General features: G+C 60.5%; 19 protein-coding genes and 3 pseudogenes. 12 read left to right on the top strand and 10 right to left on the bottom strand.

All coding sequences use genetic code 11. The features are described from left to right. The first annotated feature begins 100 nt into the window (after window positions 1-100). Both AC56QQ_RS35020 and AC56QQ_RS35015 read left to right on the top strand, forming a co-directional pair. Complete coding sequence (locus tag AC56QQ_RS35020; RefSeq protein ID WP_489863850.1) at window positions 101-565, top strand: hypothetical protein; 465 nt, start codon at window positions 101-103, stop codon at window positions 563-565. A 367-nt stretch (window positions 566-932) separates the two neighbouring features. Next, window positions 933-1,208: pseudogene (locus AC56QQ_RS35015) on the top strand (steryl acetyl hydrolase); the annotation flags it as partial. On the opposite strand, the gene AC56QQ_RS35010 reads toward AC56QQ_RS35015, so the two are convergent. The 7 genes from AC56QQ_RS35010 to AC56QQ_RS34980 all read right to left on the bottom strand — a co-directional run bounded on the left by AC56QQ_RS35010 (window position 1,187) and on the right by AC56QQ_RS34980 (window position 7,912). Then, complete coding sequence (locus AC56QQ_RS35010) at window positions 1,187-2,182, bottom strand: Gfo/Idh/MocA family protein (RefSeq protein ID WP_489863851.1); 996 nt, start codon at window positions 2,180-2,182, stop codon at window positions 1,187-1,189. The pseudogene AC56QQ_RS35015 and the gene AC56QQ_RS35010 overlap by 22 nt on opposite strands. After that, window positions 2,179-3,060 (bottom strand): sugar phosphate isomerase/epimerase family protein, encoded by an 882-nt coding sequence (locus AC56QQ_RS35005; protein ID WP_497129579.1) that lies wholly within the window; start codon window positions 3,058-3,060, stop codon window positions 2,179-2,181. The genes AC56QQ_RS35010 and AC56QQ_RS35005 overlap by 4 nt, the downstream gene beginning before the upstream one ends. Before the next feature lie 55 nt (window positions 3,061-3,115). Next, the gene (locus AC56QQ_RS35000) at window positions 3,116-3,949 is read right to left on the bottom strand and encodes a carbohydrate ABC transporter permease (RefSeq protein ID WP_489863853.1); all 834 of its coding nucleotides are present in this window, start codon (window positions 3,947-3,949) and stop codon (window positions 3,116-3,118) included. Further along, a complete protein-coding gene (locus AC56QQ_RS34995; RefSeq protein ID WP_489863854.1) occupies window positions 3,946-4,869 on the bottom strand; it encodes a carbohydrate ABC transporter permease in 924 nt (307 codons plus the stop codon). The genes AC56QQ_RS35000 and AC56QQ_RS34995 overlap by 4 nt, the downstream gene beginning before the upstream one ends. Window positions 4,870-4,942: 73 nt before the next feature. After that, window positions 4,943-6,151: an ABC transporter substrate-binding protein gene (locus AC56QQ_RS34990; protein WP_497129577.1), complete on the bottom strand. Its 1,209-nt coding sequence runs from the start codon at window positions 6,149-6,151 to the stop codon at window positions 4,943-4,945. 46 nt (window positions 6,152-6,197) lie between these two features. Further along, window positions 6,198-7,166 carry an alpha/beta hydrolase gene (locus AC56QQ_RS34985; RefSeq protein ID WP_489863856.1) on the bottom strand — a complete coding sequence of 323 codons (969 nt, stop codon included), beginning with the start codon at window positions 7,164-7,166 and terminating at the stop codon, window positions 6,198-6,200. Then, window positions 7,163-7,912 (bottom strand): GntR family transcriptional regulator, encoded by a 750-nt coding sequence (locus AC56QQ_RS34980; protein WP_489863857.1) that lies wholly within the window; start codon window positions 7,910-7,912, stop codon window positions 7,163-7,165. The genes AC56QQ_RS34985 and AC56QQ_RS34980 overlap by 4 nt, the downstream gene beginning before the upstream one ends. Before the next feature lie 29 nt (window positions 7,913-7,941). Between AC56QQ_RS34980 and AC56QQ_RS34975 the strand changes: the two genes are divergently transcribed. Both AC56QQ_RS34975 and AC56QQ_RS34970 read left to right on the top strand, forming a co-directional pair. After that, a complete protein-coding gene (locus tag AC56QQ_RS34975; RefSeq protein ID WP_497129575.1) occupies window positions 7,942-9,009 on the top strand; it encodes an ABC transporter ATP-binding protein in 1,068 nt (355 codons plus the stop codon). A gap of 371 nt (window positions 9,010-9,380) precedes the next feature. Beyond that, window positions 9,381-9,950: a GNAT family N-acetyltransferase gene (locus tag AC56QQ_RS34970; protein WP_497129573.1), complete on the top strand. Its 570-nt coding sequence runs from the start codon at window positions 9,381-9,383 to the stop codon at window positions 9,948-9,950. A 251-nt stretch (window positions 9,951-10,201) separates the two neighbouring features. Here AC56QQ_RS34970 and AC56QQ_RS34965 read toward each other — a convergent pair whose 3' ends face one another. Further along, window positions 10,202-11,260 carry an aminopeptidase gene (locus AC56QQ_RS34965; RefSeq protein ID WP_489863914.1) on the bottom strand — a complete coding sequence of 353 codons (1,059 nt, stop codon included), beginning with the start codon at window positions 11,258-11,260 and terminating at the stop codon, window positions 10,202-10,204. A 473-nt stretch (window positions 11,261-11,733) separates the two neighbouring features. Between AC56QQ_RS34965 and AC56QQ_RS34960 the strand changes: the two are divergent. Both AC56QQ_RS34960 and AC56QQ_RS34955 read left to right on the top strand, forming a co-directional pair. Continuing rightward, window positions 11,734-15,744: pseudogene (locus tag AC56QQ_RS34960) on the top strand (HAMP domain-containing protein); the annotation flags it as partial. 329 nt (window positions 15,745-16,073) lie between these two features. Further along, window positions 16,074-16,448 (top strand): annotated as a pseudogene (locus AC56QQ_RS34955) (PRC-barrel domain-containing protein); the annotation flags it as partial. Window positions 16,449-16,891: 443 nt separating this feature from the next. On the opposite strand, the gene AC56QQ_RS34950 reads toward AC56QQ_RS34955, so the two are convergent. Next, window positions 16,892-17,107 carry a hypothetical protein gene (locus AC56QQ_RS34950; RefSeq protein ID WP_497129571.1) on the bottom strand — a complete coding sequence of 72 codons (216 nt, stop codon included), beginning with the start codon at window positions 17,105-17,107 and terminating at the stop codon, window positions 16,892-16,894. Window positions 17,108-17,176: 69 nt separating this feature from the next. Further along, window positions 17,177-17,476: a DUF1236 domain-containing protein gene (locus tag AC56QQ_RS34945; RefSeq protein ID WP_489863869.1), complete on the bottom strand. Its 300-nt coding sequence runs from the start codon at window positions 17,474-17,476 to the stop codon at window positions 17,177-17,179. 1,291 nt (window positions 17,477-18,767) lie between these two features. Between AC56QQ_RS34945 and AC56QQ_RS34940 the strand changes: the two genes are divergently transcribed. The 6 genes from AC56QQ_RS34940 (at window position 18,768) to ltnD (ending at window position 23,666) form a co-directional block, all read left to right on the top strand. Beyond that, the gene (locus tag AC56QQ_RS34940; protein ID WP_497129569.1) at window positions 18,768-19,085 is read left to right on the top strand and encodes a YMGG-like glycine zipper-containing protein; all 318 of its coding nucleotides are present in this window, start codon (window positions 18,768-18,770) and stop codon (window positions 19,083-19,085) included. A 188-nt stretch (window positions 19,086-19,273) separates the two neighbouring features. Further along, a complete protein-coding gene (locus AC56QQ_RS34935) occupies window positions 19,274-19,888 on the top strand; it encodes a methyltransferase domain-containing protein (RefSeq protein WP_497129567.1) in 615 nt (204 codons plus the stop codon). A gap of 543 nt (window positions 19,889-20,431) precedes the next feature. Beyond that, a complete protein-coding gene (locus AC56QQ_RS34930) occupies window positions 20,432-20,641 on the top strand; it encodes a hypothetical protein (RefSeq protein WP_497129565.1) in 210 nt (69 codons plus the stop codon). 840 nt (window positions 20,642-21,481) lie between these two features. Beyond that, window positions 21,482-21,673 (top strand): hypothetical protein, encoded by a 192-nt coding sequence (locus AC56QQ_RS34925; RefSeq protein WP_497129563.1) that lies wholly within the window; start codon window positions 21,482-21,484, stop codon window positions 21,671-21,673. Further along, entirely contained in the window at window positions 21,673-22,779 is a 1,107-nt protein-coding gene (locus tag AC56QQ_RS34920) for a tartrate dehydrogenase (RefSeq protein WP_497129561.1), read from the top strand. The genes AC56QQ_RS34925 and AC56QQ_RS34920 overlap by 1 nt, the downstream gene beginning before the upstream one ends. Beyond that, window positions 22,776-23,666 (top strand): L-threonate dehydrogenase, encoded by an 891-nt coding sequence (gene ltnD, locus AC56QQ_RS34915; RefSeq protein ID WP_497129559.1) that lies wholly within the window; start codon window positions 22,776-22,778, stop codon window positions 23,664-23,666. Before AC56QQ_RS34920 ends, ltnD begins: the two co-directional genes overlap by 4 nt. Window positions 23,667-23,687: the final 21 nt, after the last annotated feature.

Here is a 23,687-nt window from a genome sequence, read left to right as displayed (position 1 = left end):
ACGTGATGAGTAAGCCTGGTCTGAAACGTGCGGACGTGTCTTGGTCCAATCCCGACACGGTACAGAGTTCGAGTTTGCCCATACTGACGACACTCGGCAGATGTATGACGGCGTGATCGAGGAACTTGGCACGCGACACTTCACTTTGGCTTTCGACCTTCCGGAGATCGGTGATTCGCGTGGCGCGTCCCCTTCGGCAGAAAAAGAAGGTTCTGGCCGATACCGTGATTTCAGCCGCCGAGACGCTTGGCGCGAAATCTATTGTTGTTTGCTCATTCGGTTCCGGCGGCATTTGCTGATGTCGCGGCCAGTTCTCCTGGCGGACGTCGGAGCGCGACAGCGCCTGGGCACCGACTTTCAATGGCCACAGAGGAACATGAGCGAGCTCTACGTGTTTGTATTCGCGGCAAGCGATGCTCCCTCGTGTTGCCTGCCGAAGATCAGGTCCAAAAACCTAGATCGGCCCGCGCTCTCCGCCAGAGACGCGGACTTCAAATTCATCAGCGATGAGATGACCGGAAAGCCTGTGACAACCTACCTTGTCAGCGCCCTCGAGAACGCATAGGCGCACGGTCCTTGCCATGAATGGCAAGCAAATGGCGCCAAAGAGATCGGTGACAAGCTCCGGCGGGAGACTGTCACAGCAAAGATAAACAAGCGCTAGACTTACGAATCCGTAAGTCGCCGGTCCGGTCAAAGCCAGCTAACCATCACTGGGGCAGCGAACGGCGCTTTGCTGCCCGGTTGGCCTCCACCAACCGCTGCCAATGGCCCGCCATGGATTGACACGTGTGCATCACCAGCCAGCATCGCCTGTTGGCATCGGATTGACCGCTTCAGATAAGCTCCCGCGCTGGATGGGCCGCCAGCGCCAGGGAAATGGCGACGTGTCCAATGTGCTCCTCGCTCAAGAGGCTGGTCGCTAACCGATCGTGGTCGTTGGCGATCCGGCGGGCGGCGGTCTGACGTTGGCGCTGCTGTCGGTTCTCGCCTCTGACAAGACTAAGGGCACGGTGCGACCGGTCGGGGCTCCGGCGATGTCGCCTTGGACCGACCTCGCGCTCACCGGCGATAGCTTCGAGACCAGGGCAGAGGCGGGCCGATCTTCACGCGCGGCGGTGCTTCATCGCTTCACGGATATGTATCTTCAGGACAGGATGCCTCTCAGCCAAGGGCCTGGGTGTGGTTACAGGCTCAGTGCGTGCCGCATCGTCTCCAGACGTTCCATGGCGATGACGCCATCGGCAATGGTTGGTGCTGCAGTCTGCGCGCCGGCAAGGGCGGGGACGACGTCGGCGAGCAAGGAGTAATAACCTTTGGGGTCCTCGTTGGCGGCGGCCGTGAAGTTGGGTTTCCAGGTCAGCGTATCGACGTTGTCGGACAGCGTCGCGGCAGGATCGTCGATCTTAAAGGGCGGGTTGCGATGCCAGCGAACCTCGATGACATCCTCCACCTCGATGCGCTGATGGTCGCCCATCAGTTCGATACGCTCGACCGGGGTGCCCCGCGACTGGATGGTGCCCATGGCAATATTGCCGATGGCGCCGCATTCGAATTCGAAGCCGACATGAAAGAGAACGCGGCCCGGAGTCTTTTCCACCTTGCGCGCGGAAATCGAGCGCACCGGGGAGACGAGGAAGGAGACGAGGTCCATGTAGTGCACGCAATGATGCAGGAAGAAGCCGGTATAATCGACATTGCCGACAAAATAGCCGGGTGCCGTCATGTAATAGCCGGTCAGGCCGAGCACATCGCCGAAGCGGCCGGACCTGACGATGTTGGCGACGATTTTGTTGCCGACCGAGTAGCGCTTCATGAACCCTACGAGGAGCGGCTTTTGCGCCTTTTCGGAAGCAGCGAGAAGCTCGCGTGCGCCGGCGGCCGTGCCTGACGGAGGCTTCTCCATGAAGACCCCGAGGCCGCGTTCGAGCGCCGCCTTGCCAAACGCCAAATGTTGGTCGGGCCCGACCGCCATGCCGACCGCATCGATGCCGGGGGTGCGGAGCAGGGTTTCGGCATCACCGGTCAGGGTGCGGACGCCAAACTGGCGGCCCGCATCGGCAAGCCGCTTGCCGTCGATATCGCAGAGTGCGGCGATCTGGACGTCATGGCGAACGAGTTGGGGAAGCAGCATCTGGGTGGCGTGAATGCCGCACCCGATCCAACCAATTTTCAATGTCATCGGCGATATTCCGTCAGTGTGAGGTGGGACTTGATGAAGACGCTGGAGGCGCTGAGGCGATCGCTTTCGTCCTCATGCGGCGGGCGCCATTGCGCGAAGGGAACACCGAAACGATCGTCGCTACGGCGGAAGGGTTCGAGCGAAATGGGACCCTTGTAGCCGACCGCATGCAAGGCTCGGCAGACGGAGACCCAATCGGTAGCACCGGTTCCGGGAAAGCCGCGATGGTTCTCGTTGGCCTGGAAATGCACGATCCGGCTGCCGCCGAGAAGAATGGCCTCGGCAATCGAGCTTTCCTCCATGTGCATATGGAAGGTATCGAGCATAAGCTGGACTGCCGGATGGTCGACCGCATCCAGCAGTTCGATTGCCTGCTGCGTCGTGCACAGCACGTCGCTTTCGAAGCGGTTGAGCGGTTCGACGGCAAGCAGGATGCCGGCGGCTCTCGCATAGTCGCCGGCCTCGCGCAGGCCGGCCACGCAGCGCGCCTTGCGGGCAAGGCGCTCTTCTTCCGTTACGGGCTGGGGCGGACGGCCGGCAAAGACCAGCGGATTGCCGGTCAACGGGCCCCCGACGATCTGCGCGCCAAGCGCCCCGGCACAGTCGACCGTGTATTTCAGGTAGTCAATGCCGGCCCGGTGGGCGTCGTCGTCCGCCGAGGAAAGATTGCGCTGCAGGTTGACGCGGGCGGCCAGAACGACGCCGAGCCCGGCATCATCCAAGGCCTTGCGCGCCTGCTTTGTGTCGATCTCGCCGACTTCGGGAACCAGGAGCTCGACGAAATCGTAGCCATGCTCGCGCATGCGTGCAAAGAGCGGGTAATGCTCGGCCACGAAAGGCCTTGCATATTGCATGGAGATCAACCCGATCGGGTTCATGTGTCGGTCCTCTTTCACGGTCGGCCCGGCATCGTTGCCGACGCCAGCATTGCGGTCAGCCTTTTACGGCACCCTGGGTCAGCCCGCCGATCAGGCGGCGTTGCACGAGAAGGAACAGCAGCGTGGCGGGCAGGGCACCCACGACGGCGCCCGCGGCTAGCAGGCCCCATTCGATCTGATATTCACCGATCAGCGTCTGGATCGCGACGGTCACCGGGCGAACGTTTCGGCCGCCGAGGGTGAGCGCGTAGAGATATTCGTTCCAGGCCGTGATGAAGATGTAGATGCCGGTGGAAATGATGCCGGGCATCATCAGCGGCAGCACGATGCGGCGCAATGCCGTCAGCCGCGAGCAGCCGTCCGTCATTGCCGCCTCGTCGAGGCTCTTCGGGATCGCGCCGACATAGCTCGTCAGCATCCAGACAGCGAAGGGAATGGCCGCCGTCGCATTGGCCAGGATCAGCGCGAAATGCGTGTCGAGAATATTCAGCTTTCGAAACAGCACAAAGAGCGGCAAGATCAAAAGCACGATCGGGAACATGTTGATCAGCAGAAACTGCAGCATGATCGCCTTGCGTCCGGCAAACCGGAAGCGCGAGAAGGCATAGGCTGCGGTGACCGATACCAGCAGGCCGACGATGACGGTGCCCACCGCGATGATCAGGCTGTCCAGCATGTTCTTCAGAAACGACGTCTGCTCGACCAGGCGGACGTAGTTGTCGAAACTCCAGCCGGAGGGCGAAATCGAGACGCCGGTGGCACTGAGAACGGCCGTGGGCGTCAGCGATGTCAGGATCATCCAGGCAAAGGGGGCCATGGCGAAAAACACGATCAGGAGGACGGGCAGGTCCGTCGTCAGGATGCGGCGCAGGGTGCTGGGTTTGTTCATCGTTCAACCTCGCGCATGGTGCGGGCCAGATAGACGGCGACGAAGACGCCGAGGAAAAGGGTGAAGGTGACGGCGATGGTGGTGCCGTAGCCGAAATCGAGATTCTGTCGCGCCTTGATGAAGGCATAGAGGGGCAACGTATGGGTGGCATAGCCCGGCCCGCCGCCGGTCATGACGAAGATCACATCCATCGAATTGGCGACCCAGATCACGCGCAGCAGACCGGCAGTGGCCAGGACCGGGCCGATGCCGGGCAGGGTGATATGCACGAACTGCCGCCATGCCGACGCGCCATCGATGGACGCCGCCTCGTACTGGCTTTTCGGAATGCCCTGAAGGCCAGCAAGGATCATCACCGCAAAGAAGGGAAAGCCCTGCCAGGTGAGTGTCGCGATGATCGCGTAGAGCGCGACGCCCGGATCGGCAAGCCACGGAACGGCCGTCTGGAGCACATGGAGATAGAGAAGAATATCGTTGAGAACGCCGGTGTTCGGATCGTAGATCCAGCGCCACATCAGCGCGATGACGACGCTCGGCAGCGCCCAGGGAATGATAACCAGCGCCCGCGCAAGTCCGCGCCATGGGAACTCCCGGTTGAGAAGCAGTGCGGTGAGCAGCCCGAGCCCCATCTGCAGAGGGACCGTCAGGCCGATCCAGATCACCGTGTTCCACAACGCCGTCCAGAACACCGGATCGTTGAACAGCCTGATATAATTGCCGAAGCCGACGAAACGACTGGCGTTCGGCTTGAACAGGACGAGATCGTAGAAGCTGGTGAAGAAAGCCTGGATCATCGGCAGGAAAACGATCACGGCGGTGACCAAAACAGCCGGCGCCAGCAGCCAGTAAGGCATGAAATGCTGGCTTTGCCAGAAGGGCTTTGCCTTGTGGACGTCGGGCGTTGAAACGATCGTCGACATGCGGGCGTTCCTGATTTTCAGGCTGTTGCGACGGGACGGTTCCGCCGGGCAGGCCGCCGAAACCGCGAGAGCCTCATTGCGCAAAGAGCGTGTTGAGCTGTTCCATCATCTGCTGCGACGTGATCTGACCGGTCAGCGCCTGCTGCATGGCCGTCTGCCAGGCGGTATTGACGAACTCGGACGTGCCTGAACTTTGCGGCAGAACATGCGCGAACGGCAAGGACTGAACCGTGGCATCGACAAAGCGGCGTTCATGCAGCTTCCAGTTCGCTGCCCCGCTTTTCGTGACGGTCATCTGGCCGGTCGCCGTGTTGAAGGCGACGTTGTTTTCGCCCTCCGCCAGGAACGAGATCCATTTCCAGGCGGCATCCTTGACCGAGGACGACGAGAAGATCGCCAGCGATTCATCGCCATAGGAGGTCCACTGTTTGCCGCCGCATTTCGGTACCGGCACGGCGGAAACCTTGTCGCCGAGCGCGGCCACGAGATCCTTGGATGAGCCGATATGATGAATGGTCATCGCCGTCTTGCCGGTTTTGAAGGCGGCGATGATTTCCTGGAAACCGTCATTCGGCGCGGATGGCGGAATGACCTTGTCCTTCTGGAAGAGGTCGAGCAACCACTGGTTGGCGGCAATTGCTTGCGGTGTCGTCAGGCCGCCGGGCTTCAGTTCGGCACCCTTTGAGAATACGAAGGCGCCCCACTGGTCCCAGCCGCCCTTGCCGCCGCGCAGGCCGAAGCCGTAGGTGTCGGGCGCTTTGGTAAGCTTGATCGCCGCCTCGCGGAAATCCTCGCAGGTCGTCGGCGGCTTGAGGCCGGCCGCCTCGAACAGATCGGTGCGGTAATAGAGGTAGAGCACGACATACTGGATCGGCAGGTAATACTGCTGACCGTCCGCGCTCTTGTTCAGTTCAAGCAGGTTGTCGAGAAGGTCGGCCTTGCCCGGCCAGGCGTCGATCCGCTCGCCAAGCGGTTCCAGAGCGCCCATCTCCGCCAGGCGCGGCTGGGCGAACAGCTTGACCATGGCCGCGTCCGGCGCGTTGCCGCCGACGAGGGCGGTATAGAGATTGTCGTAGTAGCTGTTCCACGGAACGTTTTCAGCCTCGATCTTGATGTCGGGATTGGCCTTCTCGAACTTGGCCACCAGGTCCGACATCGGATTTGCCGGATTGTCGAAATGGTACCAGAAGCGGACTGTTTCGGCAGCCCGAGTCGGGCTGAACGCCAGCGACGCGGCTGTTGCCACTGCGAGTGCGAGTGCGAGTTTCCTGAAAAGTTTCATTGCCGTTGTCTCCTCCGTTTTTCAGCAATTCAGTCTCAAGTAGGGATTACATCCTTCTTGCTGCCGCGCCTGCGGATCGCAGCGCCTCCCGTGCGGCTTCGAGCTCGTTGGTGTTCTGCAGGAACCCGTGGGTCACGCCGGGGACGATCTCCATATCGTCCGCGCGCCCCAGGTCTTTCAGTCGAGCGTGCAACGTCACAGTGTCTGAAAACAGCGGATCGACTCCGGCCGCCATCAGGTATAGGGGCGGCAGCCGCAACAGCGCCTCGTCACTCGCCGCGAGCGGACAGGCGAGCGGATCGGCGCTGATCGCGCGACCACCGGCATACCAGTCCCAGTAGCGTTGCATTCTCGAGGTCGTCAGGCCGGGCCCGTTGGCGAAACGCGCATAGGAATGAGCGCTGAAATCGTCGGCATAGTTTCCGTAGAAGAGCAGGCCACCATCCGGGAGCGCTCGCTCCGCCGCCTGCTCGTGCAGCATCGCCGCCAGCGCGAGATTGGCGCCGGCCGAATCTCCTGACACGAAAAAGGGACGAGCGATCGTTCCGTCGACCCGGCCGTCCAGAAGCGCGCGCAGACAGGCGACGACATCAAGCAGTCCAGCGGGAAACGGGTTTTCCGGTGCAAGCCTGTAATCCGGCATGGCCACCGGCATGCGGGTTTCGTTTGCGAGCACCCGGCCACAGCGCTCATGTGTTTCAGGGCTGCAAAAGGCGAAACCTCCGCCGTGAACGAAAAAAACGATGCCGTTGTCGGCATTGTCCGGTGTCAAGATGCGTATTCGGCACCGCTCGGATCCGAGCGCCGGATCGGCAGGGATCCACACCTCCGTTTCTGCTGCCATTTCCGGCAGGTTGACATTCCAGCGCCGGCTATTGCGCGCCGACACAGACCGCCCTTCCGCGGCCGGCAAAAGGGTCGGATCTGGTTGAGGGCCGGTTTCCGCCGCCACCTTCTCCATCAGCGCTTGCATCTGCGGCGAGATGATGCCCGGATCTGGCTGATGCGCGCTCACCTGTTGCCATCCGGGAAAACCTCGGGACCGAAGTCGACGATGGTTGCGATATGGTGGCGCATGGCCGTGATGGCGTTGGCGACGTCGCCGCTTTCGATGGCTTCGATGAGGCTGCGATGACGCAAGGCCGTTGCCCGCAGATCGCGTGCCATTTTGCTTCGCGAAATCTTGAAGCGGTGATTGTGCACGAGACAGCGGTGCAGGATCGGGTCCAGGGCGGACAGGTTGGCGCTTTCGAGAATACGACGATGAAAATCCCGATCGATGGAGGCAAGTCGAAGTTCATCGTCGGAATCGGCCGCCGCAAGCATGTCGTCCAGCATGGCATTCAGTTCCGGGATCAATTTCCGGTCTGGCGAACTCATCGTGCGAGACAGGCCGCTGCATTCGATCTGGGTGCGCAGGCGAAACATCTCGATGGCTTCGTCCGCCGTGCATTCACACACCTGCGTTCCGCGATGGCCTTGGCGGCGAACGAGACCTTCCTCCTGCAATTGCAGGAGAGCCTCACGCACCGTCCCCTGGCTGCACTGGAAATGCGCCGCCAGTTCCAGCTCTGTCAGGCTAGTGCCGGCCGCCAGATTTCCCAACATGATATCTCGCTTCAAGGCGTTGAAGGCGGTTGCCGCCTTGGGTGGCCTGCTCACCGAGGGGCGCGCTGAAAAATAAGTCATCGATCCGGCCTGCTGCGGTTGCACTTTTGACACCTTATCATTATCGATATTGATATCGATAATGGCCGTCAAGGCCGAAACGCTTCGGGAGGAAAAATACCATGGCGGCGATTACGCTGAAGAAAATCCGTAAGTCCTATGGCGAGGTTCCGGTGATCCACGACATCGACCTCGAGATTGCCAGCGGCGAATTTCTTGTGCTGGTTGGCCCGTCCGGCTGCGGGAAGTCGACGCTTCTGCGCATGATCGCCGGGCTTGAGGACATATCGGGCGGTGATCTGGCGATTGCGGGCAGCAAGGTCAACACCCTGTCGCCGTCCGAGCGCAACATCGCGATGGTGTTTCAGGATTACGCGCTGTACCCGCATATGACTGTGGAGGATAATTTGTCCTTCGGGCTGAAGATGCGTGGCGCGTCTCAAGACGAAATCGGCAGGCGCGTGGGAGACGCCGCCAATGTTCTCAAGATCAAGGATTTTCTCAAGCGGCGGCCTGCGCAATTGTCCGGCGGCCAGCGCCAGCGGGTCGCCATGGGACGCGCGATCGTTCGCGAACCGGCGGCATTTCTCTTCGACGAACCTCTCTCCAATCTCGATGCCGCCCTGCGCGTCGAAATGCGCCTGGAGATCGCCAAGCTTCACAACCGCATGAAAGCGACGACGATCTACGTCACCCATGACCAGGTCGAAGCCATGACATTGGCCGACAGGATCGCAGTCATGAATGCGGGTGTGGTCGAGCAGATCGGCAAGCCGCTGGACCTCTACCACAGGCCGGCAAACCTGTTCGTGGCACGCTTCATTGGCAGCCCGACGATGAACACCATCGATGCGTCGTTCGGTGATGGCAATACGATCACCGTTCTCGGGCGCTCGATCGATGCCATGGGACTTGCCGGCGAACGCCGCATTCCCTCCGCCGTGTTTGGCATTCGCCCGGAAGATCTCACCAGCTGTTTGCCCGAGCAGGCTTGGTTTTCGGGAGAGGTGGTCGTGGCGGAGCGCCTTGGGAGCCAAACATATGCGTATGTGGAGATCGGCGATACCCGCATGTTGACGGTGGAACTGCCCCGCGACGCCGAGATCACGGTCGGAGAAGAGATCCATCTGACTGGTCAGCCCCGGTCGATTCATCTTTTCGACAAATCGACCGGCCGACGGTTGAACTGAGGCGATGCTGGGAACGTCGATGGAACCGTTGTCCGGTTTCTGCCGTCAGTCGAAGGTGTTCGACGATCAGACGTGAGCCGTATGGGACTGTGTCCAATGGCGATTTCGAAATTTCTGTTGCCATAGAGGGTGCCCGGCACAAGATTCGGCTGCATCGTCTGCCGGCGCGTATCGTCAAGATATACCAGCCTATGAACCTACAGGTATTTCGTATTGGCCGACCGTCGCATCGTCATCGTCGATCCGGACACCTGAAGATCGTCCTTATCCTGACCTGACCTGACCTGCCCTGACCTGACCTGATCTGACCTGACCTGAAGTGCGCGTCAGCGCCGTTGCGTTGGCACCGCCTCAAGTTGAAAATCCCCCCGATGGAGACAATCCGATTTCCCCAGCTCACGACACCAAGGCTCGTGCTTCGGGCGCCGATCGAACGGGATATCCCAGCATGGTTTGCGCGCGCGACAGATGTCGAAGCGGCCTCTCTTGCCGGCGATCCCGTTCCCGACGACATAAGCGCAGGGGAGCGATGGGTTGCCCGATCGCGTCAGCGGTTCGCTGACGGCAAGGCGATCCAGTGGTCCATCGACCAAGCAGGAGGATCAGACGCGATCGGGACGATCACCCTGACCTTCAGCGCAACTGACGACAAGGCGGCCGCCTTGGGATTTGTGCTGGCGCGGGCGCATTGGGGCTGCGGACTGGGCAGCGAGGCGGCGCGCGAAGTCCTGCGCTACGCCTTTGAAACTCTGGCGCTTGAACGGGTGACCGCCGAGGCGGCTGCGCGCAATGTGGCGTCGCGGCGGATATTGGCGAAGCTCGGCTTCAGACATTTAGAGAGCTTCATTGATGAGTCCGACGGCGAGCGCTGCGAGCGACTGGCGCTCGACGCGGACAACGGATCGTCACTGTCGCCGAGCTACGCGATGCCAGGCTGTTAGGTTTGGGCCATCCTCCAAAAGTGATTGCTCGTAGTATCTAGGTCCGCAATCAGGTGCCTGCGGAACGTCCGCTTCGCTGATGTCTTCCGCCTGACAACTGACCGTCAGCTCGGCCTTGATGATCACGGTCAGACTTTGGCGCTCGGCTGACCAATGATCCACTTAGCTCCTCTATGCTGCGCGAGTGTGTCCGCGAAGCGTCCAAAACAATCCATAAACCGTGGCGCTTCGCGCCTTCACGTTTAATCGGCTTAATAACAGCTACGCGCCGCTGCAAGCGCTTCGCCGCGGTGAGCTTTGTCCTGTGCGCCAATTCGTCGAACCAACGCATAAAACCGTGCATAGTCGCCTGAACACAAGTCGAACAGGTGGAGAAACGCGGGCACCCGATCACTATAGACGGAAGTCGCGGCGAGCTTTGCGTTGTTGATCGGGGAAGCGAACCAGGCATCGTAGCCCCGGTATCGACCCCAGCGGCTGTCGCGCATATGTCGGTAACGCAATCGTAGCCGTTCAAACGCGGCCATCTTGGCCGCCCGCTTCTGCTCCGAGGTGGCGGCGCTGTGATAGACTTGCGCCAGCTCCTTCCGGGTTTGCGAGACGAGCGAAAGAAATTCAGCTTTGCGCCTCAAGACAGCTTCGTAGCGGCGCAACTCGGCAGCATTGCCAGCCGCGCGCAGCCATTTTTTCACGCCCGTTGTTTCGACGGCGACAGCGAACGCCTCGTTGAATGCGGAATCGTCGTGCACATAGACGCGCTGGTGGGCCAGTTCATGGAAAACCAGCCCTGCAAGATACGTTTCATCCTGGCTGAGCATCGTGCTGAGCAGCGGGTCACTTGACCAGCCAAGCGTGGAATATGCGGTAATGCCGCTCACATAGACGTCCATGCCCTGGCCTTGAAGTTCGACAGCGGTTTCAGTCGCGGCCTTCCTGGAGAAATATCCGCGATAAGGGACGCAGCCGAAAACGGGAAAGCACCAGCTTCGAGGCGTCAGCGAAAATTCCGGCGCGGCAAAGACGGCCCATGTCACCGCGTCCCGGCCGACATCGACATAGCTGCGATAGCTTTTGTTGTCGGGAAGGGCCAGTTCATCTGTTGCAAACTGTCGTATGGCGCTCGCCGAGGCCAGTCGGGCGCGCAACGCCTTCGGCGTCGACGGATCCTCGATCAGTTTTTCGACATCCTTGCGCGCCGTCATGATCTGCAGATGCCCCTCCACGGATTGCGCGTAGTAGGGAATACTGATGCAGCCAGTCAGGCCGGACACCACCATCACAACGGCAACCAATCGAAAGAATGCGCGCATCATGATCTGCCCATAGCACTAATCATACCTTCCGATGGCGGCGATTGTCGCGTTTGCCCCAGGTCTCAATTTTGACAAGGAGGGGACCCGCAAACCGTCATCGCCGAGCTGCCGGAAGACGCCCGCCGAGCTGGTCGGCCACACGAGACAGCCGTCCCTCTGACCCTTTACAGGCGCCGGCTGCGCATAGGCCCCCCAATGACGATCCTACGGCTGCGCAAGCGGTGTGACATAACGTAGGCACGATGCACCACCTCAAAGTCAGTGTCCCCGATCTCCTGGAAATTGAGACGCGCCTTTGGCGGTTGAACTCGCCGCTTTGGAATCGGTTCGTGCGTTAGAGCATAAAGCTAGGTTCGACGGCCACCGCTCGCAGCTGATCGTCGCACCCGCGCAGGAGTAGGTTGCCGCACTTGCATTCAACTTTGACAAGGATGTTGTGTCGGCTCGGTGTATCGATTGGTTCGCGCACTAACGATCTCATTGAAGACATGGTTCAGCCCACGGCGGAAGTGGCGCGCGTCATCGGCGCTGTTGCCAAGGGGGACCTGTCGCAGACGATGATGGTTGAAATCGACGGCCGACCGCTGCGTGGCGAGTTCCTGCGCATCGGCAAGATCGTCAACACCATGGTCGGGCAACTGGCCTCGTTTGCCTCTGAGGTGACGCGTGTCGCCCGCGAGGTCGGTACGGAAGGAAAGCTGGGTGGGCAGGCGCGCGTGAAAGGCGTGGCTGGTACCTGGAAAGATCTGACCGACAACGTCAATGCCATGGCCACCAATCTAACCGGCCAGGTGCGAAACATCGCGGAAGTGACCACCGCGGTCGCTTCCGGCGACTTGTCGAAAAAAATCACGGTCGATGTGAAAGGCGAAATTCTCGAACTCAAGAACACCATCAACACGATGGTCGATCAGCTCAATTCCTTCGCCTCGGAAGTGACGCGTGTGGCGCGCGAGGTCGGCACCGAAGGCAAGCTCGGTGGGCAAGCCCGTGTCGAAGGCGTTGGAGGCACGTGGAAGGACCTGACCGACAATGTGAACTCCATGGCGGAGAACCTGACGGGTCAGGTGCGCAACATCGCAGAGGTGACGACAGCCGTGGCACTGGGCGACCTGTCCAAGAAAATCACGGTCGATGTGAAAGGCGAAATCCTGGAGTTGAAGAACACCATCAACACGATGGTCGATCAGCTCAATTCCTTCGCTTCGGAAGTGACGCGCGTGGCGCGCGAAGTCGGCACCGAGGGCAAGCTCGGCGGACAGGCGCAGGTGCGTGGCGTCGCGGGCACTTGGAAGGACCTCACCGACAACGTCAATTCCATGGCTGAAAACCTGACCGGCCAGGTGCGCAACATCGCCGAAGTCACCACCGCCGTCGCCTCCGGCGACTTGTCGAAAAAGATCACGGTTGCTGTCCAGGGAGAGATTCTGGAGCTGAAGGACACCATCAACACGATGGTGGATCAGCTCAATTCTTTCGCCTCCGAGGTGACGCGCGTGGCGCGTGAAGTGGGAACGGAAGGCAAGCTGGGCGGCCAGGCGGAAGTGAGGGGTGTCGGCGGTACCTGGAAGGATCTGACCGACAACGTCAACCTGATGGCTGCAAACCTGACCGGCCAGGTCCGCAACATCGCCGAGGTGACCACGGCCGTCGCCCGCGGTGATCTGTCGAAAAAGATCACCGTGGATGTCAAAGGCGAAATCCTGGAGCTCAAGGATACCGTCAACACGATGGTCGACCAGCTCAACTCTTTTGCATCCGAGGTCACGCGGGTGGCGCGCGAGGTCGGCTCGGAAGGCAAGCTCGGCGGCCAGGCGCATGTGGAAGGCGTCGGCGGCACATGGAAAGATCTGACCGACAACGTCAACGCCATGGCGGGCAACCTGACGGTGCAGCTGCGCGACGTCTCCAAGGTCGCAACGGCCATCGCGACAGGGGACCTTACACAGAAGATCACCGTCGACGCATTGGGCGAGATCCTGCAGATCAAGGATGTCATCAACACGATGGTGGATCAGTTGAACTCCTTTGCCTCGGAAGTGACGCGCGTTGCGCGTGAGGTTGGCTCGGACGGCAAGCTCGGCGGCCAGGCACAGGTGCGAGGCGTGGCCGGCACCTGGAAAGACCTGACTGACAATGTGAATGCCATGGCCGCCAACCTGACTGGTCAGGTGCGCAACATCGCCGAAGTGACGACCGCGGTGGCGCTCGGCGACCTCTCCAAGAAGATTACAGTTGACGTGAAGGGGGAGATTCTTGAGCTCAAATCCACCATCAACACGATGGTCGACCAGCTGAATTCATTTGCGGGCGAGGTGACGCGTGTCGCACGCGAAGTCGGCACCGAAGGAAAACTGGGCGGGCAGGCGCAGGTGCGCGGTGTCGCCGGGACCTGGAAGGACCTGACGGACAATGTGAATTCCATGGCGGAGAATCTCACCGGACAGGTTCGCAACATCGCCGAAGTGACGACCGCGGTGGCGCGCGGCGATCTCTCGAAGAAGATCACCGTGGACGTAAAAGGCGAAATCCTCGAACTGAAGTCGACCATAAACACCATGGTCGACCAGTTGAATTCCTTCGCCGGCGAGGTGACGCGTGTGGCGCGCGAAGTGGGCACCGAAGGCAAGCTCGGCGGGCAGGCGCAAGTGCGAGGCGTCGCCGGCACCTGGAAAGATCTCACCGACAACGTCAATCTGATGGCAACCAACCTGACCAATCAGGTGCGCGGCATTGCCGAAGTCGTCACGGCGGTTGCACAAGGCAACCTCAAGCGGAAACTGACGGTGGATGCGAAAGGCGAGATCGCGTCGCTGGCTGACACGATCAACGGCATGATCGAGACGCTGGCGACCTTCGCCGACCAGGTGACCAATGTGGCACGGGAGGTTGGCATCGAGGGCAAACTCGGTGGTCAGGCACGCGTGCCCGGCGCCGCGGGCCTGTGGCGAGATCTCACTGACAACGTCAACCAGCTGGCAGCCAATCTGACCACCCAGGTGCGCGCCATTGCGGAGGTTTCGACCGCTGTCACCAAGGGCGATCTCACCCGCTCGATCAGTGTCGAGGCCTCCGGCGAAGTCGCAGCGCTGAAGGACAACATCAACGAGATGATCCGCAACCTCAAGGATCAGACGCTGAAGAACGCGGAGCAGGACTGGCTGAAAACCAACCTCGCTCGTTTCTCACGCATGCTGCAGGGCGAGCGCGATCTTGCGACCGTGTCGCGCCTGATCATGTCCGAGCTCGCTCCTTTGGTGAACGCGCAGTACGGCGTTTTCTACGTGACCAATCGCGACGAGGAGGAATCCTATCTTGAACTCGCGGCCTCCTACGGGGCCGAGAGCAAGGCGGCCATCAAGCAACGCCTCGACCTGCGCGAAGGGCTTGTCGGCCAAAGCGCGGCCGACAAGCGGGCCATCATGCTTGACAACGTGCCGCCGGACTTCCTGCGCGTCACCTCAGGTCTTGGCGGCGCATCGCCGGCGAACATCATCATTCTTCCGGCTTTGTTCGAAGATGAGGTGAAGGCCGTCATCGAGCTCGCCTCGTTCAGCGAGTTTCGCGACACGCATCAGTCGTTTCTCAATCAGCTGATGGAGTCGGTCGGCATCGTTCTCAACACCATCGCGGCGACGATGCGCACCGAAGGTCTGCTCAAGCAATCCCAGTTGCTGACCTCCGAGCTGCAGGCGCGCCAGACGGAGCTGACCAAGAAGCAGGAGGAGTTGCACGCCACGAATGAAGAGCTGCAGGAAAAGGCTCAGCTTCTGGAGAATGAGAAGAAGCAGGTCGAAAACAAGAATCTCGAAATCGAGATGGCACGCCGGGCGCTCGAGGAAAAGGCCGAGCAGCTGGCGCTTACCTCCAAATACAAGTCCGAATTTCTTGCAAACATGAGCCATGAGCTGCGGACGCCCCTCAATTCGCTGCTCATCCTTTCGAACCTGCTTGCCACCAACCAGCATGGCAATCTCAACGAGAAACAGGTCGAATTTGCGCGCACGATCAATTCGGCCGGAACGGATCTGCTCAGTCTCATCAATGACATTCTCGATCTGTCCAAGATCGAGTCCGGAACGGTTTCGGTCGACATCAACGATATGCCCATGGCGCATCTCAGGCAGCATATGGAGCGGACATTCCGTCAGCTTGCAGCCGACAAAGGACTTGGCTTCACGATCCATGTCGATCCCGCGCTTCCCGAGGCGGTTCGCACCGACGAGAAGCGCTTGCAGCAGATCGTTCTCAATCTGCTTTCGAATGCATTCAAGTTTACCTCCGAGGGTGAGGTAAGCCTGAGTTTTCGTCTCGAACGGTCCGGCCGTCGCACCAGCGACAAACACCCCGCCAAAGCACTGGCCATTGCGGTCGCCGACACCGGCATCGGCATCCCGCAAGACAAGCAGAAGCTGATCTTCGAGGCCTTCCAGCAGGCTGACGGCACCACCAGCCGCAAGTACGGAGGCACCAAAAGCGGCGGCAAGGTGCCAGCGAATTGGCTGGCAAGGTCGTCGAGCAGCTGCGCGTTCTCCTTGCCCGACCGTCCGAGGCCGAGCACAACCGCATCATATGACGCGATATCGATATCATCGGCGTTCGCGACAACCCTGGCGATTGCCGTCACCGACGTGACACCGTCGCGTATTGCTTCAACCAGCGACAACCGGCGTTCCGGATCTGGATCGGCCACCAGGACCCGGCGCTGGATGCGCAGCTTCCTCGAATGGATGTCCTGAAACACTTTTAACAACTCATCGGACGACACGGGCTTGGTGGAGATGCTCGATACACCCTTGCGCGCAAGATCTTGGACGAGATTGTCGGCTCCGAGGTGCGCAGTTCGGACGACAAGATCGTCGGTGAAGTCCGAAATGTTGTGATCGGTACCAAGGACCGATGGGATTACGCAGTCGTTGCCGCCGGCGGGTTTTTCATCGCGGGCAAGGACAGCATCGTTGTCCCGCTGCGCTATCTGCAGGTCAACCAGGAGCGTACCAGCTTCTACCTGCGCATCTCCAGCGCCGACGTCAAAGCCGTTCCGTTGATGCCGGACCAGGAATATCTGTGGCTTGCGGATGAAGCATGGCGAGCGAAGAACGATGCGATCTTCCAGAAGCTGATTCCAGACCCGGCCCGCTACGGCTCTCCGACGGCTCCGCACGTGAAGACCGACGACAACTGACCGATCGAGCCAAGGCCCGCGGTTTTGTTTTTCGAGAGCACGTGTTCGCCGATGACCGTCCAAGATGAGCACGCCATCGCCTGGTTCATGCGCAAGTCTCGAAGCTTCAGGACGGCAGAGCCAACAGGCATTCTCGCAAAGAACGTCATTTGCGTCCCGGCAGACCGCCGGCAACGCCGCCGCCGGTCGTATCTATCGGCATCGCTATCCCTAACCTGGCTGCAAGAGGATCAAAGCCGTGAGCGCCGACGCACGCTAGGGCGCCGGTGGCAGCTCCGACCAGGGCACGAAGCCCAAGGACCTTCCGGAGATTTCCATTTCGTCATTGTACGGTCCGATGACCGCAATCTGAACGCGAACCGCTCCGGCGCTACCAGATGGCCGCGACAATGGCTGCTTGCGTCCGGGAGGCAAAAAGTCTGCAGATTGTAGGCATGGTCGGCTCAAGGCGTCTGCCGGTACGACAGAGCATCCGTGAGGAACGACGCCGCAATCAGGTCGTCGCCATCAATGTGGCCCTGACCGTCCTCCATAATGGCCGCGATCTTCTGGAAGATCCTCATTTCGCCCTCGGTAATGCAGGCTCTCTGCAATTTGGTCTTGAGCTCGTCAACGCGCGCCTCCAAGACGTGGGATTTTAGGACCTCGGGCTCGGACATCGTAACGCTCATCCATTTCATTGCCAGCCCGTCGCCCTCAGGGCGACGGGCTCTTCAGGCTGAAGGTAGTCAGTCGTAGACCTTGACGATTTTGTGGGTGCCCGGGTCCACAAGAACCGTGCGGTTGTCGATCACGACGTAGCGGTACTTGACATTCGGAACTTCATGAAGCTCGACAGTGTCGGGCAGGGGTGAGCCGACATTGAGCTCCACACCGGGAAGCTTTATCGAGGCTAGCGGCTGCTTCTTCACATATTCACGGATGACCGTATCCTGTTCGGGCTGGATAATGACGTCTTCGGCGGCGGCGGCGCCGATACCTGCGAGGAGCAGGAACCCCGCGGCAGCTCCGCTAAGATGCATTTTCATGACTTCCTCCTGTTCTAGACCTGGCACCGACAGGATCGTCAGGCGCCCGGTCAAACGAACCTAAGAAACCTGAAAATGTTCCAGGCGTGGGCTTTTGTCTGAGGTCATGTCAGACCAAAGGCTGATGGCTAAAACGCAGTGGTGCTACCCAAAGCGCTGCGCGGATGAGGGAGCTTTGCATCGTTGTTCGCGGATAGCGGGGGGCAGCTGATAGGCCGGGGTGTTGGTCAAGCGCGCTGGTTGCTTGCTTCGATGCTAGCGGTGGCGATCAAGTTCTATCGCACTTGTTTTACGGTGCAACATATGACCGGCAGCTGCTCACCACATCGGCGCAGCCACCTCCCTTCCTGCGCCGATAGGGCTTGTTCACCGCTCCCTTGCGGCAAGCAAACCCTCTCCTTTCGACCAGGGGCGACAGGTGAAAAAGGTCCAGCGACAAAGAAGCTCGGTGCTGTCTCATCTTCAAATCTAGGGCTTCAATCGTACGATCATGGCGGCGTCGCTGAGGCCCTACCCGAATCTCGAGGTATGGAAGCTGGATGGTTGCTGGCGGCCACTTTCAGGCTTGGTCAGGCCGTCACGAGCAGCATCTGCTCAAACGCTTCGCAGGCCAAGGTGTTCGGAGGGTGATGCCTACTCGCAGAGCCGTTTTCAAGGAAGGGCGAGGCGCCAGGCACGCACTGCATCGGCACCCTGATGGCATTGGCTGCTTCTGGTATTCGCCGATTGCTGCGACGCGTTGTTCGCGCACGTCGAATATGCTCGCCAACCAACCCACTCTGGGGGCCGGCGATCACCAGATACCAGACAAACACTGCCGCAGGAGCCGTCGGAATCCCTGATGCGCCGCCGGGACTCGCTTTGACGCCATCACGGGGCGAGGCGGGGAATTCGCCACGAACCCAGTCCGGGTCGTGGTGATGGTACCCGATCAGTTCAGTTTGAAGGCCCTTCGGAGCAAGCGCGGTTTATATGCCCGTGGCGGTCAACGAGACGCAACCTCAGGTCAATACCGGGTGGGCTCCTTGCTGGTTGATCAGCCTACACTGGCCGGGGCGCTCAGCCCTAAACGAGGCGCAACGGCAACAGCGATGCCGCGATCACTTTGCGTCGAATGGTGCCATGTTTGAACATGGCGCTGTAAGACAAGAAACGAAACTCTGCCTGAATCCCCCATCAACGCCCGAGAAACCATGATTCACTTCGTGAGAAAGAACGCCGCCGTTCCGCCGCAATGCAACCGCACTTGGCTGGGTATCGGCCCGCGTGGCCTCAAAAGGAGGTTCTTCAGATGATCATCAAGAAAGCGATTTTGGCCGTCCTCATGACCGCGGCCCTTGCAGGCTGCGAGACGCAGACCGAAGGCCAGCAGCGTGCCACCACTGGCGCGCTGATCGGCGGCGCCGGCGGCGCCCTCGTCGGCCAGGCCATCGGCGGCAACACCAAGAGCACGGTCATCGGCGCGGCCAGCGGCGCCCTGCTCGGCGCCGTCGTCGGCTCAGCCACCACCCCGCAGCGCCGCGGCCAACAGCTGTGCCGCTACCAGGACCGCTACGGCCGCATCTACACCGCGCCTTGCGACGACCGCTACTACAACGGCAACTATTAGGCAGAGGCGGTACATCGTCCCTTTCTCCCGTCGCTGGAGAAGGGGACGTAGCCGGATGGCGTCGCCTGTCGCGGCATCGTCGCACTGAGGCAGGCGCCGACGCAAAGCATCGCAACGATGTCATCTTTTGCGCATCTCTCAACGCTATAAGGATGACGCGGTGGGCCTCGCAGGAGGTCGATGTAATAATGACAAGCCTTGCCGGCACCCTGAGAAACCGCGGCAAACAGGTGGCCAAGCGCCTGCTTGGCTACGATTCCCGCAACTGGCTGCGCATTCGCCAGATCGAGGCGTTCACGCTCTTTCTCGAAGCGGCGAACCGCAAAGCCTCCGATGTGATCGAAATCTCTCCCGGCTGGAACCGCTCTTGGCGGGCGCTGTGCCCCAATTACAGGTCGGTCGACTTCCCCGATTTCGACATCTGCAAGGACCGCACCGAAGAGCAATATTCGATCGTCATCGCCGACCAGGTATTGGAACATGTGCAGCGGCCGATCGCGGCGGCACAGAATATTCATGCAATGACCAGGCCCGGAGGCTGGGCGATGGTGGCGACGCCCTTCCTGTTTCGGGTGCATGCCAGGCCGCACGACTACAACAGATGGACGCCCGCCGGCCTCAAACAGCTGATGGTCGAGGGCGGCTTTCCCGAAGCCAAAGTCAAGGTCCATGGCTGGGGCAACAAGGCCTGCGCCAGGGCCCATATCGGCGGACCCGTGCGTGCCTACGGCCTGTGGCGCGACTTGAGCAATGACGAAGAATACCCGCTCATGGTCTGGGCGTTCGCCCGTAAGACGGAATGATGATGGCTGCCCGGCAGCAATGACGTTTTCGAGCAGCCGCTGTCGGAACGCGGGTTGCGACCGACACCGCGCCGACGGTTATGTCGAAGCGAAGGAATGAATCGAACGACGGCGCGAAAGGGCGAACCGCTTCTCACATCGGCGCAACTCGAACGCCGCAGCGTTGGTCCGATCTGAAGGGTCGCGGACAAGGGTGACTCGGTCACTGTCGAGCCCACCGAACCCCATGGGATGTGGCATCGGCGTGAGCCGCCAAATCGCACGCTGACACGCCCAAGGCATCGCTCAATTGGTCTTCAAAAACCGTCTTATCCGTGACGCCGCGGCTTGGGAGAACGGCAACAGCGTTCTCGACTCAAGACTCGGCGGCGTCTTTGTACCGATCCGCCAAATGGGCAACAACTGCGGTTGAAAGCCAGAAGCCGGCTGCCCGATGCAGTTCCAACTGCTGACCGAGAACTGGTGCCCCCTCCCCAGGCTGAGCCATTAAAGGAACTGGTCGCCGATAACAGCGTTAGGCCTCCAGCCAATTGGAGGAATGTCATGGACGATGATCTGCGCCTAAAATTGAGGGAACTCAGCGTCAGCATGCAAACCAGGGCTGCCGAGCTCGCGTTGCCCGGCGGCAATACCGATATTTCCGCGCTGATGTCGGGTATCGCGGTAACGCTTGAGGCATTGCTGGTGATGGCTGAAGAGAGCAAGACGCCACGATCCGGACCGTCGGTCGAGTCTGTCACGTCCCTCTCTTGATTGAAGCTTGGTTTGCGAGAGCATGGAGCGCGCAATTGCGCGCAGGGTGGCTCCTGTGCCAGCGACGTATGAAGTCCTCAACCAATCGCACGATCCATCCTGACGGCGGCGATCATGGAGACTATGCAAGCGTTAGGATTCTAGGAAGCGGGATTGTGATCAACGATCGAGCCCGGTGATCGCATCGGCCTTGCTTGCTAAAAGCAAAAGGAAGGCCGCGCCACGATTGCGGAGCATCAGACGAGAGGCGCAGACAGAGATCACGCCGAAGGCCAAGCGCTGATGGGAGCGTTTTCGGAACGGCCCAGCGGCTTGGGTCGTGTAGGGGACTAGCAGCGATGGCCGCTGGGCCTGACCAGCATGGCTCGGGGGACGCGCGCTGTGCTGGCTGACCCGAAGCATGCGCTCACCCTGAAGCAAGAGCCACAGCGCATCGGCATGAAGGACCATCGCCGAAAGGTGTAGGGTCGATTGCAAGCGCGCTCGATGAATTTCCGCGCCACTGCCGGCGAATCCACTCCGGCGCATAATTGCTGCAATTCGCTGGCAAAAGCCGATGGCTGTTTGTCCAGAAACTCACCTTCTCATCCAGGCTGTCGGCTGCAAAACACCTTGTCTTTCCCATACCACGGTGAAATGGTTCGGCTTGGCGTGGAAACATGCCGCGTGCGCCTCCTGGATTTCTGCCGTTGGACGACAACAGAATTGTCAAATTACGCGCCATATCTTTGGCCCGGTGCTGGCAGTGGTTCCATATTCCACCGCGAAGGAGACGTCGCAAATCGCCAGTCCCGAGGACCTTGGTGCTACACATTCGGTCGCGATCGCAGAAGGGCTACATTGCGCGGAGGGCGGATCTCCTTCAACGGCGCGTCGACCATTTCGGCGACGCCCAAGGGCAGGTACAAGCAGTCCGATATTGATCGTTCGATGGGGAAACTCGGGCTTGACGAAGCCCTGGAGGTGAGATCGGTCTGCGGTTTCGAGGAAGAGGCGGCCTCTATACCCAAGGTCGAATACAGGGCGAGGTGATGCGAAGATACGCGATTGCCGCCATCGCAGCCGATGGCATTGGGCCGGAAGTCATCGATGCGGGGCTCGAGGTTCTCATTGCGTTGAGCCAGCGGGCAGGCGACTTTCGCCTCGACGTTACGCGCTATGATTGGGGGTCGGACCATTATAAGGCTCACGGGGAGATGATGCCCGACGACGGGCTTGAACAGCTCAAAGCCTATGATGCGATTTATTTCGGCGCCGTCGGCGCACCGGATGTTCCTGACCATATCACTCTTTGGGGCCTTCGCCTGGCGATCTGCCAGGGTTTTGACCAGTACGCGAATGTTCGCCCGACGCGAATTCTACCCGGCATCTCCGCTCCATTGTCAGGGAAGGGTCCTGGAGATCTCGACTGGGTGATCGTCCGCGAGAATTCGGAGGGTGAATATTCGGGCCATGGCGGACGCGTCCACCGGGGTATGCCGGAGGAGGTGGCAACCGAGGTCGCCATCTTCACCCGCGTGGGCGTTACGCGCATTATGCGCTACGCATTCCGACTGGCGCAATCTCGTTACCGCAAACTGCTTACTGTCGTAACCAAGTCGAATGCCCAGCGGTACGGCATGGTGATGTGGGACGAGATCGCGGCGGAGGTCGCCCTGGAGTTTCCGGATGTGGCCTGGGACAAGATGCTGGTCGACGCCATGACCGTCCGCATGACGCTGCATCCCGAAAGTCTGGATACCATCGTAGCGACAAACCTGCATGCGGACATACTCTCCGATTTGGCCGGGGCCCTCGCAGGCAGCATTGGCATTGCCCCGACCGCGAACATCAATCCGGAACGCCGGTTTCCCTCCATGTTCGAACCCATCCATGGCTCCGCCTTTGATATCGCGGGGAAGGGGATCGCCAATCCGATCGCCACGTTCTGGTCAGCCTGCCTCATGCTGGAGCATCTCGGCGAAATGGACGCTGCCTCTCTCCTGATGAGAGCCATCGAGGACGTTTGTGCGGCAGGATTGGCCACGCCAGACGCTGGCGGGAAAGCGACGACCCGTGACGTCACCGCCGCAGTGATCGCGGCGATCCGTGGGTCCAACACTTCACCAATCGACAACGAAGCAGGTCACCGGCTATGAAAATCGGCGTAATTGGGCTCGGCTCGATGGGGTACGGCATTGCCATGTCACTGCTTCGCTCGGGCCACGACGTTTATGGAGCCGATGTCAATGCTGACGCGGTGACGCGTCTGCGTGCCGAAGGCGGGTCGAATAGGGACGTCCTGTCCGCCGCGCCTGCACTGAATGCGGTCGTCGTCGTGGTCTTGAACGCAGCACAAACCGAGACGGTGCTGTTCGGCGAGCAGGGACTGGCTCCTCGGCTTGCCCCGGGTGCAGTCGTGATCATGTGCGTGACGGTTGCACCAGATTATGCGCGCAGTGCTGCCGACCGGTGCGCGGCACGCGGGGTGTTATTCCTCGACGCTCCCATTTCGGGTGGATCGGTCAAGGCGGCCGAGGGCAAGCTCTCTGTTATGGGCTCTGGCGCACCGGACGCCTTCGCGGCGGCTCGCCCGGCACTGGACGCCATGGCCGAAAAGGTTTTCGAACTTGGGAACAATGCTGGTGCCGGATCGGCAATGAAAGCGGTCAACCAGATGCTGGCTGGCATCCACATCGCGGCGATGGCGGAAGCGATCACCTTCGGCATGACCCAGGGGATCACCCCGGACACCTTTCTCGAAGTGATCCCCGTTTGCGCGGGAACCAGCTGGATGCTGGAAAACCGGGCACCGCATGTAGTTGATGGCGATTATACCCCACGCTCCGCCATCGATATCTGGCCCAAGGATCTTGGCATCGTGCTCGACGTCGCGCGGAATTCAAAGTTCGCCGCGCCTATAACCGCGGCTGCCTTGCAGCAGTTCGTCGCCGCATCAGGCATGGGCCTGGGACGCGAAGACGATGCTGCCGTTGCCAAAGTCTACGCCCGCAACGCGGGTCTGAAGCTGCCAGACGCACACTGAACTAATCAGCCTCAGGCTGGA

The sequence above is a fragment of the Mesorhizobium sp. RCAM 05099 genome, from assembly GCF_059683685.1.
The sequence above is the reverse complement of the archived record's forward strand: the minus strand, read 5'-3'. Positions and strand labels throughout refer to the sequence as shown.

Excerpts from the sequence above, each read along its gene's own strand:
- AC56QQ_RS34990 (WP_497129577.1), bottom strand. The coding sequence starts at position 6,151 with ATGAAACTTTTCAGGAAACTCGCACTCGCACTCGCAGTGGCAACAGCC.
- AC56QQ_RS34940 (WP_497129569.1), top strand. The coding sequence starts at position 18,768 with ATGATCATCAAGAAAGCGATTTTGGCCGTCCTCATGACCGCGGCCCTT.
- AC56QQ_RS34950 (WP_497129571.1), bottom strand. The coding sequence starts at position 17,107 with ATGTCCGAGCCCGAGGTCCTAAAATCCCACGTCTTGGAGGCGCGCGTT.
- AC56QQ_RS34995 (WP_489863854.1), bottom strand. The coding sequence starts at position 4,869 with ATGTCGACGATCGTTTCAACGCCCGACGTCCACAAGGCAAAGCCCTTC.
- AC56QQ_RS34965 (WP_489863914.1), bottom strand. The coding sequence starts at position 11,260 with ATGCGCGCATTCTTTCGATTGGTTGCCGTTGTGATGGTGGTGTCCGGC.
- AC56QQ_RS35010 (WP_489863851.1), bottom strand. The coding sequence starts at position 2,182 with ATGACATTGAAAATTGGTTGGATCGGGTGCGGCATTCACGCCACCCAG.
- ltnD (WP_497129559.1), top strand. The coding sequence starts at position 22,776 with ATGAAAATCGGCGTAATTGGGCTCGGCTCGATGGGGTACGGCATTGCC.
- AC56QQ_RS34930 (WP_497129565.1), top strand. The coding sequence starts at position 20,432 with ATGGACGATGATCTGCGCCTAAAATTGAGGGAACTCAGCGTCAGCATG.
- AC56QQ_RS35000 (WP_489863853.1), bottom strand. The coding sequence starts at position 3,949 with ATGAACAAACCCAGCACCCTGCGCCGCATCCTGACGACGGACCTGCCC.
- AC56QQ_RS34975 (WP_497129575.1), top strand. The coding sequence starts at position 7,942 with ATGGCGGCGATTACGCTGAAGAAAATCCGTAAGTCCTATGGCGAGGTT.
- AC56QQ_RS35005 (WP_497129579.1), bottom strand. The coding sequence starts at position 3,060 with ATGAACCCGATCGGGTTGATCTCCATGCAATATGCAAGGCCTTTCGTG.
- AC56QQ_RS35020 (WP_489863850.1), top strand. The coding sequence starts at position 101 with ATGTATGACGGCGTGATCGAGGAACTTGGCACGCGACACTTCACTTTG.
- AC56QQ_RS34935 (WP_497129567.1), top strand. The coding sequence starts at position 19,274 with ATGACAAGCCTTGCCGGCACCCTGAGAAACCGCGGCAAACAGGTGGCC.
- AC56QQ_RS34970 (WP_497129573.1), top strand. The coding sequence starts at position 9,381 with ATGGAGACAATCCGATTTCCCCAGCTCACGACACCAAGGCTCGTGCTT.
- AC56QQ_RS34945 (WP_489863869.1), bottom strand. The coding sequence starts at position 17,476 with ATGAAAATGCATCTTAGCGGAGCTGCCGCGGGGTTCCTGCTCCTCGCA.
- AC56QQ_RS34920 (WP_497129561.1), top strand. The coding sequence starts at position 21,673 with ATGCGAAGATACGCGATTGCCGCCATCGCAGCCGATGGCATTGGGCCG.